Source organism: Paraglaciecola sp. 25GB23A (assembly GCF_040012495.1).
In the GTDB taxonomy this organism is placed as follows: Bacteria; Pseudomonadota; Gammaproteobacteria; order Enterobacterales; family Alteromonadaceae; genus Paraglaciecola.
Genome location: NZ_JBDYKM010000001.1, coordinates 407,150 through 421,143, shown reverse-complemented (window position 1 = coordinate 421,143; position 13,994 = coordinate 407,150). Strand labels below are relative to the sequence as shown.

Sequence of the window (13,994 nt, the reverse complement as noted above, 5' to 3'; positions counted from 1 at the left end):
AGGTCTTAAACGATAGCGAGCTAAACTAGCTCGCTATCACTTTTAACTATAAATATTTTTAAATCAATTCATATATTTTATAAAAAATATCATTCTCTCCTTCCTGACAATTAAATAAGAAGACAAAAATATAAGCTAAGCACTTGTTCTGATTAATATTTATATAAAAGTTAAATTAAATTTACAATTCTCTAGCAATATTTATGTGGCCTTGTAGAATTCATGAATACAATATTTATTTTGCGAGCATCAAGTATATGAATATAGCTAAAATTGATCTTAATTTGCTGGTTTATCTCGACGTCTTACTCCGTGAAGGCAGTGTGACGAAAGCGGCAAATCATTTGAGTATCACTCAACCGGCAATGAGTAACGGCTTAAAACGTTTACGTGATGTGTTTAAAGATCCGCTTCTAGTGCGCACAAGCGAAGGGATGACGCCGACTAAACGCGCTGCAGAATTACAGCCGATTATTAGAGATGTATTGTCAAAACTAGAATCAGCCATACAACCGGAAACTGAGTTTACTGCACAAACGAGTAGCCGCACATTTCGGATCATGGCCAGTGACTATGCTGAATCGACCCTACTACTCGAAGTGATTCGGCGCTTAAGTTTATTAGCGCCAAACATTACCTTAGATCTGATTACACCTAGTGATGTGACATTTCATGATGTTGAGCAGGGCCGGGTCGATATGGCCATCAATCGCTTTGAAGAACTACCTCTGTCATTCCATCAAAAAGTCATTTGGTATGACGGTTTTTCGTGCGTAATGAACAGCAAAAACCCTATCGTTAAACAGTTTGATTTAAATAATTATCTGACTAGCCGCCATATCTGGGTAAGTAAAACCGGATTCGGTGTCGGTGTCGGTATTGACCCTACTGAAGTACAAAAACTAGGCTGGGTCGATGCTGAGCTAACCAAAATTGGTAAGAAACGTGATATCTGTGTATTTACTCGCCACTATCATGTGGCTTTACAATTAGCTAAGGCGCAAAATCTGGTGGCGACCTTACCGTCGAAAGCCGCTAACTTATATAAAAATGACCCAGAGATGGTTATATTAGCGCCCCCTTTTGATATTCCCCCTATTGCTTTAAAAATGGCATGGAGCGCACTGTTACAGCATGACGCCGGCCATATTTGGTTAAGACGCTTGATCACCGATATTGGTGCAGAATTAAGCTGATGGATATAAAGCACACAACATTCATAAAATAAATAGCTAGGATGTTCAACATAAATTAAACAATATACTTTAAATTTAATAGTATTGAGCAATGATCAGCATTATAAGAGTCAATCATGAACAACTATATCAAGCTCGGCAATTTGCAAGTTGCACAACAACTCCATGCCTTTTTAAGTCATGAAGTACTGCCCAATTCAGGTTTAAATGAATCTTTATTCTGGCAAGGTTTCGAAAACCTGTTAGCTGAATTAATCCCAGAGAATAAGCGTTTATTAAACAAAAGGGATGAGCTACAAGGTCAAATTGACAATTATTGTGTAAGTCACAAGACGACATCGTTAACAGACTATAAACAGTTTTTAACTGAAATAGGCTATTTGTTGCCAGGGCCTGAAAACTTTAGCATTGCTACAGAAAATGTTGATCCAGAAATCGCAACGATGGCAGGCCCACAACTGGTCGTTCCCATCAACAATGCCCGTTTTGCCATTAATGCAGCTAACGCGCGTTGGGGCAGTTTATATGACGCCGTCTATGGCTCAGATATTATTGACCAAGAAGATGGCAAGTTGAAATCTAAAGGCTTCAACCCGCTTAGAGGCAAAGCCGTTGTTCAGTATGTTAGGCATTGGCTTGATACTTTGCTTCCTTTACAAACTGGCAGCCATACAGGTAGCACACAGTACGATATTTCATCTGGTGCCCTTATTGTTACCTTAGCCGATGGCAGCACAACAGCCTTACAAAACCCCAAGCAATTGAAGGGTTTTGATGGCACGATACAAAAGCCAAGCCTTGTTTTGTTTGAGCACAATAATTTACATTTTGAGATGGTGTTTGACGGTGATAGTCAAAACGCCAGTGGTGATGTGGCAAACATTAAAGATATTATTGTTGAAGCCGCGTTGACCACCATTATGGATTGTGAAGACTCAGTAGCGGCAGTTGATGCCGAAGACAAAACCTTAGTCTACAAAAACTGGCTGGGCTTAATCTTAGGCGACCTCAGTGCTGAGATTCAACAAGGTAGCACTACCTTTTCGAGAAAGTTAAACCCAGACCGCAACTACCATGACTTAAATGGTGGCCAAGTGAGCCTAATGGGCCGCAGTTTAATGTTTATCCGCAACGTAGGACATTTAATGACCAATGATGCGATTTTATATGCCGGTGCGCCCATCCCTGAAGGACTAATGGATGCGGTTATTACTTCACTAATCGCTAAACATGATTTACTTGATCACGGCCAATTCAAAAACAGCCAAGCTGGTAGTATTTATATCGTCAAACCCAAAATGCACGGACCGGAAGAAGTTGCGTTTAGTGACAAAATATTTGCGCGCGTAGAAAACTTACTCGAATTACCTGCAAACACAATAAAAATGGGCATTATGGATGAAGAGCGTCGCACCAGTGTTAATCTAAAAGCCTGTATATTTGCCGCTAAAGACCGTGCGGTTTTTATCAATACCGGCTTTTTAGATCGAACCGGTGATGAGATACATACCTCTATGTTACTCGGGGCATTTGCGCCTAAAGCCGAGATTAAAACACGCCCCTGGCTAATGGCTTATGAAAAATTCAATGTAATCAACGGCATCCAAACAGGCATGTCAGGCAAAGCCCAAATAGGTAAAGGCATGTGGCCCATTCCCGATGAAATGGCCAACATGATGAAAGCTAAGCTCGGCCATGTTCAGTCTGGCGCCAATACCGCTTGGGTACCCTCCCCTACTGCGGCAGCATTGCATGCATTGCACTACCACCAACTCGACGTATTTACTTTAAGAGAGCAACTCAATTTACGCAGTGAAGGCATGCTCGACGCGATACTCGACATTCCGCTATTAAATAAAGATGAAGTGCTTGATAAAACCACTATTCAACAAGAACTGGATAATAATGTACAAGGCATATTAGGCTATGTTGTACGTTGGATAAACCAGGGCATAGGTTGTTCAAAAGTACCTGATATTAATAATGTTGGACTGATGGAAGACCGCGCAACGCTGCGTATATCAAGTCAGCACATTGCGAATTGGTTAGAACATAATATTATCTCAAAAGAGCAAGTAAGCGCCTCAATGCTAAAAATGGCTGCTTTAGTTGATCAACAAAATGCCAATGATCCCGACTATATTACTATGACGGATGATATTGAAAACTCTATCGCCTTTGATGCGGCCAAAGAATTGATATTTAAAGGGAAAGAACAGCCTAATGGTTATACTGAGCCGGTGTTGCATGCCAAGAGAATAGTAATGAAAAGAAGTTTGAAAACACTTTAACTAAACACTCAACTTAGCTAAGTTAGGAAAGAACAAATACTGGTTGCCTCAACATTGCGCTGAAACACTACTTCTCGTAATGGTGAGGCCCCATTATTAGCATAACTAATGCTCTGAGTGACTTCACAAAAAAGTGGGGAATTAAAATCTTTAAAGGCATTTTTAAAAAATGACCACGTAAAAACATCACAAAACGAGCAAATTTATTCCATCGACTGTCAAATAAATCATGACTTGGTATCAGTGCAGGTAGAATAATAACTTTGATAAACAAGGTATTTATAGAAGCAAGAGAATAAAAGCGAGTGTCTTTTGATAGAGTATCAATTCGCTTAACGTTAAACAGATGATCACATAAATACAAAGCGTAATGCCACTCTTTGGCAAAATGTAAATCATTGGCAACTTGGTTAATTGCCGTTAACTTATGCTCACTCTCGTAATCTAGCAATAACATATGGATATCAACAATATCCCGGAAACTTTTTTCGTAATCTTCGTTGTAAAATAAGTGAATAATACAGTGCATAATAACCATTTCTGCACTTAAAGTCAGATGACCGAATTCGGTTTTAATTTTATTACCAAATAAATAATGCTGAGGAATAATCATACCAGTAATGGGTGGGATAATAGTATGATGCACATCTAAAGAAACACCACGTTCGGGATGCGTGAATGGCGGGAGTTCATGTACCCATTTTCGGTAATACTGCTCGTCATAATCATCTAATTTCTTTTCAAGCCAGCCGTCGCTTTTTAATGCATTCTCAACTTTTAGTAAATCAACTTTAGGAACGAGTATATCTATGTCACTCATGACACGACCAAAGTGATTACTGGAATTATTGAGCACATACGCCGCACCTTTTAGAAACACCGGTTTGCAGTCAATAATCGCCAGACAAGCTGCTAGTAAACTCACCTCAGCATTAACTTGTTGGACCTGTCGGTCAGCATAGCGTTTAGCCGATAATAAATGACCAAGGGCAAAATCAGGAACATGACTCAGTTGCTCATGTCGTTGCAAAAAATAATAGAACGAGCCCAGCATATCAGCACCACGCAAAATTCTGAGTAACTGCTCCCACTGTTTCAGACTAAGCCCCGCGATTGACTCAGAGTGAGCAAATAGAGCGAAAAATTTTTGTGCGGTAAATAGACTCGTCATTACCTTACCAGTTCATCTAAAAATGCACTCAGGCCATCATACGAAGAATAGCTAATCCCGAAAAATTGACTGCTATCCACAACTGCTTTTAGAGTATTAAAGCCATCTTCACCCACCACATTATAATTAAACGCATGATGCACTAAACGCGAAAAACCATCAGTTTGGGATATTTTTTTAATGTTAAGTTGACTATTCGCTTGGTACTTTGGAAAAACCACAGCGACAACTTCAACATCGCCAAGCTCATTGTACTGGGCACGAGTCATCAATTTTACATGTGCAATGTCACCTTTGTGAGTGCCATGAGCAATAGGGGACATAGCAGCTTCGGGGACCAATTTCTTTATAACATCAATAGACTTGTTTTTAAGGGACGCTGGCCGATGCATCGGCCTCACTCGATTAGTATTTAAACTAATAATCGCCATTTCATCAGAATACACTCGCCAATCTTTAAGACCAAAATAAGTGGCTAATGTACTTTTACCTGAGCCTGGCTGGGCAGGACAAATAATGGCTTTGCCATTTTTTACAATGACTGAAGAGTGAATCAATAAATGATTAAAATCAAAAGAGGCAATACACCAGTTTAATCCCCATTCTAAAGAAGGCAACAACAAGCTTTTTTTCAAGGGATGAAAGGGCCTTTGTTGATCAATATAAATACATACCTGAGGTTTGATAAAGCGGCGCAAAAAAGAAGTATTCTTAATGGTCAGATGGAAATCGATGGGTTTGTCTGGGTGTAAATTTACACTTTCATCGTACAGCAGCCGTAAACTGGGCTGAATAAATTTAGGACAATGTTCAATATTAAAGCGATAAATGCCTAAGTCTAGTATCGAGTTCACAGTTGCTCAGTTAAAAAATTGTATTTCAGTAACTGACGTTTCAACTCACTAATAGCCTCATCAACTTTACATGCCAAATTAAAGCGATGTAAATCAATTTGGCCATCAGCTAAGCGGCAATCTCTGTAGGGCGATAAATCAAATTGAATACAAGAAGTGGAAAAGTCTTGGGTCGAAAAAAAAACTAATCCACTTAAGTCAGATGTAATATGACAAACCATATTAGGAGCGATGTTATACTTCGTCAAAGTCTTAAGAGCAACCGCTTCCACTGGGGAGATAAGCTGAGGTAGTTGAGGTTTCTGGTACCCATGCGGCTTCTAGGTCTGCCGTGTTGGTAGGACCTGTCGAGTTTGCATCACCTTTAACCAGCATAACACCCCATACATGTTGGATTAATTCATCAGCGTCCGCCAGCGGTGCTAATGGGCCATAAAAGCCAAATAGAGCATTCAAATAATAGGCAGCAAAATTTTTCTCTGGCCCACTATCATTTAAGTAATCTTCGACATTGAAATCTACGTCAGCAAAAATCCCTTGGGGGTCAACAAGAGTCAATGTAGGTAAGCCCCTAATGTGGGTCCGTACGTTGCAATATGCAGCATTCAAAGAGCTCTCTGATGGTGCACTCGGTCCACCGCCTGGCCCAAGACTAAACATTTCTCTTACTTTATTGCGAGCTAAATTGTCTGGGGCCGCCAAGTCAACAAATTTTGTCCAGCTTCCGGGAGAACGCCCACCAGTTACGTGAGGTATAATACAAACCGTCCCTGCGCTGCGTGAACCACCAGACAAACCAGAGGTATTGCACGCACCCCAAACAGATTGGGCTGGTAAGGTCGTGATCGCGACACCAGCAGATGATTGAATTAAAAATTTACGTCTAGCATTTTGTTGTATTTTCTCGACTTTAGGCATTTTTTCACTCCCTAGTTCATTCATTGTCATTTTCCCAAAACTTAATCTTAAATATCAAATGCAAAAAACACGCCAAAACACAAGCGCATGAATTATATAGAAAAAAATTTAGCAAGAAATTAATGTGTAAATTTTTTTGACACATTCCTTGTGTTTTATGCCTTATTATAGCGCCAATCCACTTTGTAATGTAAGTCCTCTCAGATATTTAACCGGGATGGCGTAACTAATACCACTGGGTTTTTCAATCACTGATTCTTTGGTTTCTTTAACAAATACCTTATTTAAAATACCAATCACATCGCCATTTTGAGCATTATAAAGCGGACTGCCGCTATTGCCCGGGTAGGCAGTAATGTCTAACTGATAAATCATTGAAGGTTTGTCTAGTCTATCTAATATCCGATTGCTTAACTGGGTCGAATTCATACTTGGGATTACATCAGGCGTAAAAGCTGCGACAATACCTCTATGTGTGGCAGGATATAAACCAAGAACAGCACCAATAGGAAAGCCGGTAAGTAACACTTCATTGCCGTCAGCAACCACCGAATCATCAGCTAATCTAAGTGCAGGCAAATTTGCAGCAATTTTAAGAATCGCTATATCGTGTTCAATATCCTTTGCTACAATTTCAGCTCGATAAATAGTTGGGTGAGCACCTTGACCTGCAAACACGATAAGATACTGGACTATTTTAGGGTCAAGCACAATCGAGACAACATGATGATTAGTGGCAATAAGACTGCCATCACCAAAGGCAAACCCGGTACCTCTTAGTTGATGGGTTTGGGCCGACATTGCATCATACAAACCAACTCCAACTACTGAAGGTTTTACTTTTGTAACAATGTCTGAAACGGAACTTGCTTCAACATGCGTCGCACTAAGTATAAAAACAAAAATTGATGCTACTTTTAAAATTAAATTCATGAGTTAGACCTTACTATTCAATATTTAAATTAATTTTTGTTATGATTACAAACATTAAGAGGCTCTACTAGTAGTAGATGTAAAACTGTACAGTATAAATCAAGGATTTAAATGAAAGTTTTAGTAACGGGCGCAGCTGGATTTATCGGTTTTCATGTTTGTTGTTACCTTATTACTCGCGGTGACACTGTGGTCGGCATTGATAACCTAAATGATTATTATGATGTAAGTTTAAAGCAAGGACGTCTCGAAGAACTAGCTAAACATGAAAGCTCCAGCTTATTTACTTTTATTAAATTAGATATTGCCGCTCGAGATAAAATAGCAAGTCTGTTTGAAACCGAAAAGTTTGACAAGGTTATCAACTTGGCTGCGCAAGCTGGGGTACGGTATTCAATCGAAAATCCGCACGCCTATGTAGAAAGCAACATAGTCGGTTTTCTAAACATACTAGAAGGTTGTCGTCATAACGCAGTCAAACACTTAGTTTATGCGTCATCGAGTTCCGTTTATGGGGCGAATGAAACAATGCCTTTTTCAGTAAAAGATAATGTTGATCACCCTGTTTCATTGTATGCGGCAAGTAAAAAAGCCAACGAATTAATGGCCCATACTTATAGCCATTTATATAATTTATCAACCACTGGACTTCGTTTTTTTACCGTCTATGGACCTTGGGGAAGGCCAGACATGGCGCTTTTCAAATTTACCAAAGCTATCCTGCAAGATGAATCAATTGACGTATATAACTACGGTAATCATCGTCGAGATTTCACTTATATAGACGACATCGTTTCAGGGATAATTCTTTCTCTCGATCAAAATGTAGAGGGCAATGAGCAATGGGCGGGTAAAAGTCCTGATCCCAGTACAAGTAAAGCCCCATGGAAAATTTATAACATTGGCGCACACACCCCAGTTAATTTACTTAAATTTATAGAAACACTAGAACAAGCCTTAGGTAAAAATGCCCAAAAGAATCTTCTCCCCATGCAGGCTGGAGATGTTCCAGATACCTATGCTGATGTGTCAGCTTTATCGGCAGATGTTGGATATTTACCCAGTACGGATCTAGTACACGGCATCAAGCTCTTTGTTGAATGGTATAAGCATTTTTACAAAATAGGGTAAACTTGTGCCACCAAACGAGTCTAAACTCTCTAGCATAAATGACAGGAAGAAATTAAAGTTATGTTATCGGAAATTGCCAACATATTAAGCTCTCCCTTAGTCCATGCTCCCTTGATATATTTATCATTAAGAGTAGCGCTTCACTTTTCGGCTAGTAAAGTGCTATTTAGAGCTCTGTCTTATATACCAATCGTTTGGTTTTTTTTATGTAGTATGACCTATCCAAGTGTAGTGCTGATAAAACCACTTGAAGACCAATACCCCGTTATAAAGATTGAATCGGAAGAATGGCGCAATACCGGTGCGATTGTAGTGCTAGCTTGTAATTATTTTGAAGACGAAAACCTGCCATTTTTATCTCGATGGCCAAATTGTTCGTTGCAACGGAACATGGAAGCAGTTCTCTTATATAAAGCACACAGAATGCCCGTTTATTTAGCTGGAGATATACTTGGTTACAAAGATAAGGTGCCACAAGCCGTTCATAATAGAGATTTTTTAATAAAATTTGGCGTTAAAGCCGAAGACATTCACATTGTTACAAAGGGTAAAAATACTGAAACTGAAGTTCGCGCCCTTTTGTCAATTCTAAAAACTGACAAAATCACCCTTGTCACCTCCGCCAGCCATTTACCAAGAGCTATGCGATATTTTACTGACAAAAACATACAGGTTGTCCCTGTGCCTGTTGAGCATCTAAGTCGAATAAATATTGAAATGAGTTTAAGTTTACCCAGTGCGCGAAGTTTATACCGCAGTGAACGAGCTATTCATGAGTATTTAGGTTTGGTACATCAAAATTTGTTTTTATAAAATTTTACTTTACCAGAAACTGCACGATAATTTACCAAACGTTTAATGGAAATAATATGAATAGGCCCTTGATTAAATGAGTAAAATTGTTCCTATTTTTTCCGGTGGTGGAACCAAATTATCTGCTCATATCGGCATATTAAAGGCTTTAACTGAGTTAGATATTAAGTTTGAACATATTGTCGGCGTATCGGGAGGCTCCATCGTATCAGCGTTATTTGCATGTGGTTTATCAATTGAAAAGATTCAACAACTTGCCCTCGAAACCGACTTTAAAAAGTTTCGTGGTTTTTCATTATTTAGACTTATCACACAAGGTGGCCTTTGTTCTGGGGATAGTTTTGAGCAATGGATGGACGAACTCCTCAACGGGGTAACCTTCAAAGACATCGAGTTAAACCTTCACGTATTAGCGACAGATGTTAATGGCGGAGGTCCAGTTGTCTTTAACAAAATCAACTCACCTGACCTAAAAATTTCAAAAGCGGTTAGATTTTCGATGTCGATCCCACTATTTTTTAGTTTTCAAAATTACAAAGAACATATACTAGTAGATGGTGCGATACTCTCTGAAGATGCTCTTTATAATGATTGGGCGGGAGATGGCACCAACATTCTGTGTTTTAGACTTAAAAGTGAGCAGATTACTGAACCGCGTTTTAAAAAAAGTTGGTTACCCCTAAAGCAATATGTGATGATGCTAATAAGAACATTTATGACCGCAATGTCGAGAGAGTATGTGCATGACAATCATTGGCAAAATACGATTGTTATCAACACTGGGCTGCTATCGCCAGTGGATTTCAACATGTCATTAGAGCAAAAGGAATATCTATTTAAAGTAGGATATGAAACCGCCCTTACCTTTGTACCCAAACGCTTAGCTGCTAGAAAAAAAGAGATTATAATGGAACCTGTTCTTTTGGACCGCAATTGATGAATAACTTAAGAAAATACGCAGATAAACCTGTCATTGGAAGATTGGTTAAGCAAATAATGAACTTTGTGGTAAGCCGCAAAGCAAATCAAATTTCACAGCATTTTTCTGAATATTTACATCCAATAGTGGCTTTCTCAAATGAATTTAAAAGTGAGTCTTTTAAAATTCGCCATAATGTTTACTGTGAAGAACTTAAGTTTGAGGACTTAAAAGAGAATTCCCAAGAAACTGACGACTTTGATTTACATTCAACCCACTGCCTGATTAAACATATTCCAACTGGAGCTTATGCAGGAACAGTAAGAATTGTAAGAACCAACAGCGCTGAACAACTATTACCTATTGAAAAATATTGCATCAGTTCAATCGATGAAAAAAGTGTTCACCCTAGTGATTTTCCGCGAGAACAAATTTGTGAAATATCGAGGCTAGCCATACCGGCACAATTTAGAAAACGTGCAACGGATAAATTTTCAGGTTCAGCAACAGGTGCGATTAATGAACATGTTTATTCTGAACGAGAACTCAGATGTTTTCCTTTCATCGCTGTTGGTTTGTATTTATCTGCAGCATCCATAACACTGCACCATGGCATTCAACATTGCTTTGTTATGATGGAACCCAGATTGGCCAGAAGTTTGAGATTCGTCGGCATTCCGTTTCAACAAGTAGGCCCAGTAGTTGAATACCACGGACAAAGAGCGCCTTACTATATAAGTCGCAAACTCTTAATGGAGGGTTTGAGCCCGGGATTTAAAAAAATGCTTCAAAACATAGAAAAAAGAGTAGCCCTGCAGTTTAAACAAAAAAACAATTAAATTTACTTTAAAGCAATGCCAAAAAATAGTGACCAATAACAAATGTTCTTAAATGTATAATATAGGGCGTTTTCAGAACATCAAATTGTCGGATTTCTTTACACTTTGCAAAAAAAAAATTTAAGCAAAAACCATAAGGCATTGTTATAAAAGGAATTATTATTTCTGGCACAGCTCCTGCATTTAATTCCGTAACAGTTTACCGATACATTCAATTCCAAAAAAGGACGAAAATATGAAAAATATGTTAACAAAAACAAAACTTCTCGCTGCAAGCATGGTATTTGGCTTAGCAGTAACTTCTGGCGCTAACGCTGCTACCGTTTCTTTTGGTGGCCAAGCTGCAACTGACCTTTCTGGCTTAACAAGCAGCTTTGTTGATCCGTCAAACCTATTAGATGGATCTACTGGTTTCTTCGTTGAAACATTTGATGATGCCACTCAAACAGTAGGTGTAGGCCCTGGTTCTAAAGATTATAATGTTGACCCTGCAAGTTCGTGCGCTGTAAACGGTGCTGGTACTCCTGGCATAGTGGTTTCAGCAAGTGCAGCAAATGCTTTAGGTGTTCGTAGTGGTTCTGTAAGTAATGTTGCAGCTGCTCCATTAGGTGACCAAACTTGTTACGGTTATACTCCTGGTCAGGGTGGTGCATTACCTTCTTGGGTTGAAATCGATTATTCTGGTTTCTTAGCTGCTCAATTGGACACTGGTATTACTTACCTAGGTTTCTATTGGGGCTCAGTTGACGATTATAACGATTTTGAGTTTTACTCAGGTGGTTCATTGATAGAAACAATTACTGGGTCATCTTTATTGGCACAGCTTGGCGGTGTAAATGGTAGTCAAACTAACCGTGATTCAAACGTCTATGTTAATATTGCATTCTCGTTCGCTGATGCTTTTGACAGAGTAAGAATAACCTCAACCGGTGTAGCTGGTGAGTTTGATAACATTGTTATCGGTTTGAGAAATCGCCCAGTTCCAGCACCTACAGGCTTAGCCTTTTTAGGTCTTGGTCTTTTAGGTTTGGGCTTAGCAAAAAGAATGAAAAAATAGTCAAAAATTAGATTAGTTTAAAAAAGGCCGGATAATCCGGCCTTTTTTTTTCTGAAAAAATCTCATCCATTATTACGTAAACTCCTATCAAGTTTCGATTTCATATTTTATCTAAATAAATTAAATAGTCTTCTAACACAAAATTCTCCATACTCACTATATGATTTAGAGCTGTAGGATCAGTAGATGGACGTTGTAGAGATACTTAAAGACCAAACTAAAATTTTTAACACTGAAATACTATCACTTCAAGACGCCACCAATAAATATGGCAAAACAACATTTTCGGAACCAGTAGCATTGGATGCGGCGGTGGTAATCAATGATATTGAAGAAATCAGTTTGATTTTAAAATTGGCTAATAAGTATCTATTCAATATTTATCCTGTCTCAACAAACAATAATTGGGGTTATGGTTCATTCAATGTTTCCGATAATAGGCCCAATGTAATATTAGATTTTAGTAAACTAAAAAAAATAATTCCTACGAGTAAAGAGCTCGGATTGGTCACCGTACAACCTGGAGTGACACAACAGCAACTTTATGATTTTCTTACAAAAAATAATTGGCAGTACATGGTACCTGTCACCGGTGCGGGTCCAACTTGTAGCTTGTTGAGTAATGCACTAGAACGAGGTTATGGTATTACCCCTCACAACGATCATTTTTATGCCTGCACTGCTTTAAAGGCTTACCTGCCACATCCAGAATTTTGTGAGCGAATTTACGAATCAGCAATTAGTGCGATCGATAAATCAGGAGAAGATTTTACAGATAAAACGTATAAATGGGGACTAGGTCCGTATATCGATGGACTTTTCACACAAAGTAATTTAGCTATTGTTACAGAAATGACTATTAGGCTAGCCCCGATACCTAAGTATTTTTGCGCTTTTTATCTACAAATTCCCAAAAGTGAAAGTTTTGAGGACGCGGTTTCATTGATTAAAGACACGCTTAAAAATTATTCTGGCATTGTCGGTTCAATCAACCTTATGGATCAGCGCAGACTAATATCTATCACCTCTGAAAACCCTAATGGTCATGAAAACGGAAAACTAATGACTGAGAGTCAAATAGCTAAAGAATCAGAGAATAAAAAGCTGCCTCAATGGATGGTAGTAGGATCAATGTATGGTGATAAAGACATCGTCAAAGCAAGTAAAAAGTTGTTCCGCAAGAAAGCGAAAAAACTAGGTACTGTTTTTTACTCAGATTCATTATTAATACGATTGGCTGACTTTTTCTTAAAATTCACATCGCCTAATAATAATTTTTTAGGCGATACAAAACAAAAATTGGAGTCTTTGCGAGAAGGAATTGACATTATGTTAGGAATACCCAATCAAGTCGCGCTGCCCCTACCCTATTGGCGAAATGCTAAAATTAGACCTGATAAATCTAAGATTATGTCTCCATCAAAGGACGAATGTGGTTTACTGTGGTATGCGCCCCTTATAAAAATGGAACCGCAATCACTCAGTAAGTTTGTTGATTTCGTTAGAAAAATAACACCTCTATACGGTATCGAACCTTTGATAACGTTTACTAACCTTAAACATGATTGTGTTGATTCTACTGTTCCTCTGGTTTTTAACTTAAGCAATGCCACAGAAGTAAAAAACGCCCATTCATGTCTAGATCACCTTATAAATGAGGGGGCAAAATATGGATTTGTACCTTATAGGCTGGATACTACACAACAGAAAAAATTGGAATCCGAGCACATATTTTGGGAAACTACAGACCTTATTAAATCAACATTGGATCCGAACAGAATACTAGCTCCCAACAGGTATAATCCGTAAAAGTGTACTTTGCAACATAACAAGTTAAATTTTTATTTAGTAATAAGTATAATATTTAACCAC

At 38.5% G+C, this 13,994-nt stretch carries 13 protein-coding genes; 8 read left to right on the top strand and 5 right to left on the bottom strand.

The window, feature by feature from the left end:
* Positions 1-257 precede the first annotated feature (257 nt).
* Both ABKW31_RS01760 and ABKW31_RS01755 read left to right on the top strand, forming a co-directional pair.
* Positions 258-1,196, top strand: a complete 939-nt coding sequence (locus tag ABKW31_RS01760) for a LysR family transcriptional regulator (RefSeq protein WP_348614463.1) — start codon at positions 258-260, stop codon at positions 1,194-1,196.
* A 116-nt stretch (positions 1,197-1,312) separates the two neighbouring features.
* Complete coding sequence (locus tag ABKW31_RS01755; protein WP_348614461.1) at positions 1,313-3,487, top strand: malate synthase G; 2,175 nt, start codon at positions 1,313-1,315, stop codon at positions 3,485-3,487.
* A 67-nt stretch (positions 3,488-3,554) separates the two neighbouring features.
* Here ABKW31_RS01755 and ABKW31_RS01750 read toward each other — a convergent pair whose 3' ends face one another.
* The 5 genes from ABKW31_RS01750 to ABKW31_RS01730 all read right to left on the bottom strand — a co-directional run bounded on the left by ABKW31_RS01750 (position 3,555) and on the right by ABKW31_RS01730 (position 7,363).
* A complete protein-coding gene (locus ABKW31_RS01750; RefSeq protein ID WP_348614460.1) occupies positions 3,555-4,658 on the bottom strand; it encodes a nucleotidyltransferase family protein in 1,104 nt (367 codons plus the stop codon).
* Entirely contained in the window at positions 4,658-5,512 is an 855-nt protein-coding gene (locus ABKW31_RS01745; protein WP_348614458.1) for an HprK-related kinase A, read from the bottom strand. Before ABKW31_RS01745 ends, ABKW31_RS01750 begins: the two co-directional genes overlap by 1 nt.
* On the bottom strand, positions 5,509-5,760 hold the full coding sequence (locus tag ABKW31_RS01740) for a hypothetical protein (RefSeq protein WP_348614455.1): 252 nt from the start codon (positions 5,758-5,760) through the stop codon (positions 5,509-5,511). The genes ABKW31_RS01745 and ABKW31_RS01740 overlap by 4 nt, the downstream gene beginning before the upstream one ends.
* 4 nt (positions 5,761-5,764) lie before the next feature.
* Positions 5,765-6,454, bottom strand: coding sequence for a hypothetical protein (locus ABKW31_RS01735; protein WP_348614452.1), 690 nt, complete (start codon positions 6,452-6,454; stop codon positions 5,765-5,767).
* Between the two features lie 141 nt (positions 6,455-6,595).
* Entirely contained in the window at positions 6,596-7,363 is a 768-nt protein-coding gene (locus ABKW31_RS01730; protein WP_348614451.1) for a serine protease, read from the bottom strand.
* A gap of 111 nt (positions 7,364-7,474) precedes the next feature.
* On the opposite strand from ABKW31_RS01730, the gene ABKW31_RS01725 reads away from it, so the two are divergent.
* From ABKW31_RS01725 to ABKW31_RS01700, 6 genes are all read left to right on the top strand, one after another.
* Complete coding sequence (locus ABKW31_RS01725; RefSeq protein ID WP_348614449.1) at positions 7,475-8,494, top strand: NAD-dependent epimerase; 1,020 nt, start codon at positions 7,475-7,477, stop codon at positions 8,492-8,494.
* A gap of 213 nt (positions 8,495-8,707) precedes the next feature.
* A complete protein-coding gene (locus ABKW31_RS01720) occupies positions 8,708-9,307 on the top strand; it encodes a YdcF family protein (protein ID WP_348614448.1) in 600 nt (199 codons plus the stop codon).
* Positions 9,308-9,383: 76 nt separating this feature from the next.
* Positions 9,384-10,244, top strand: a complete 861-nt coding sequence (locus tag ABKW31_RS01715; protein WP_348614447.1) for a patatin-like phospholipase family protein — start codon at positions 9,384-9,386, stop codon at positions 10,242-10,244.
* The gene (locus tag ABKW31_RS01710) at positions 10,244-11,065 is read left to right on the top strand and encodes a PEP-CTERM/exosortase system-associated acyltransferase (RefSeq protein ID WP_348614445.1); all 822 of its coding nucleotides are present in this window, start codon (positions 10,244-10,246) and stop codon (positions 11,063-11,065) included. The genes ABKW31_RS01715 and ABKW31_RS01710 overlap by 1 nt, the downstream gene beginning before the upstream one ends.
* 235 nt (positions 11,066-11,300) lie before the next feature.
* Positions 11,301-12,122 carry a PEP-CTERM sorting domain-containing protein gene (locus tag ABKW31_RS01705; RefSeq protein WP_348614444.1) on the top strand — a complete coding sequence of 274 codons (822 nt, stop codon included), beginning with the start codon at positions 11,301-11,303 and terminating at the stop codon, positions 12,120-12,122.
* 186 nt (positions 12,123-12,308) lie between these two features.
* Positions 12,309-13,931 carry an FAD-binding protein gene (locus ABKW31_RS01700; RefSeq protein ID WP_348614442.1) on the top strand — a complete coding sequence of 541 codons (1,623 nt, stop codon included), beginning with the start codon at positions 12,309-12,311 and terminating at the stop codon, positions 13,929-13,931.
* The last annotated feature ends 63 nt before the right edge of the window (positions 13,932-13,994 follow it).

What these genes read in the sequence shown, in the direction of transcription:
- ABKW31_RS01760 (WP_348614463.1), top strand. Translation starts at nt 258, where the DNA reads ATGAATATAGCTAAAATTGATCTTAATTTGCTGGTTTATCTCGACGTC.
- ABKW31_RS01755 (WP_348614461.1), top strand. Translation starts at nt 1,313, where the DNA reads ATGAACAACTATATCAAGCTCGGCAATTTGCAAGTTGCACAACAACTC.
- ABKW31_RS01750 (WP_348614460.1), bottom strand. Translation starts at nt 4,658, where the DNA reads ATGACGAGTCTATTTACCGCACAAAAATTTTTCGCTCTATTTGCTCAC.
- ABKW31_RS01735 (WP_348614452.1), bottom strand. Translation starts at nt 6,454, where the DNA reads ATGAATGAACTAGGGAGTGAAAAAATGCCTAAAGTCGAGAAAATACAA.
- ABKW31_RS01730 (WP_348614451.1), bottom strand. Translation starts at nt 7,363, where the DNA reads ATGAATTTAATTTTAAAAGTAGCATCAATTTTTGTTTTTATACTTAGT.
- ABKW31_RS01725 (WP_348614449.1), top strand. Translation starts at nt 7,475, where the DNA reads ATGAAAGTTTTAGTAACGGGCGCAGCTGGATTTATCGGTTTTCATGTT.
- ABKW31_RS01720 (WP_348614448.1), top strand. Translation starts at nt 8,708, where the DNA reads ATGACCTATCCAAGTGTAGTGCTGATAAAACCACTTGAAGACCAATAC.
- ABKW31_RS01715 (WP_348614447.1), top strand. Translation starts at nt 9,384, where the DNA reads ATGAGTAAAATTGTTCCTATTTTTTCCGGTGGTGGAACCAAATTATCT.
- ABKW31_RS01710 (WP_348614445.1), top strand. Translation starts at nt 10,244, where the DNA reads ATGAATAACTTAAGAAAATACGCAGATAAACCTGTCATTGGAAGATTG.
- ABKW31_RS01705 (WP_348614444.1), top strand. Translation starts at nt 11,301, where the DNA reads ATGAAAAATATGTTAACAAAAACAAAACTTCTCGCTGCAAGCATGGTA.
- ABKW31_RS01700 (WP_348614442.1), top strand. Translation starts at nt 12,309, where the DNA reads ATGGACGTTGTAGAGATACTTAAAGACCAAACTAAAATTTTTAACACT.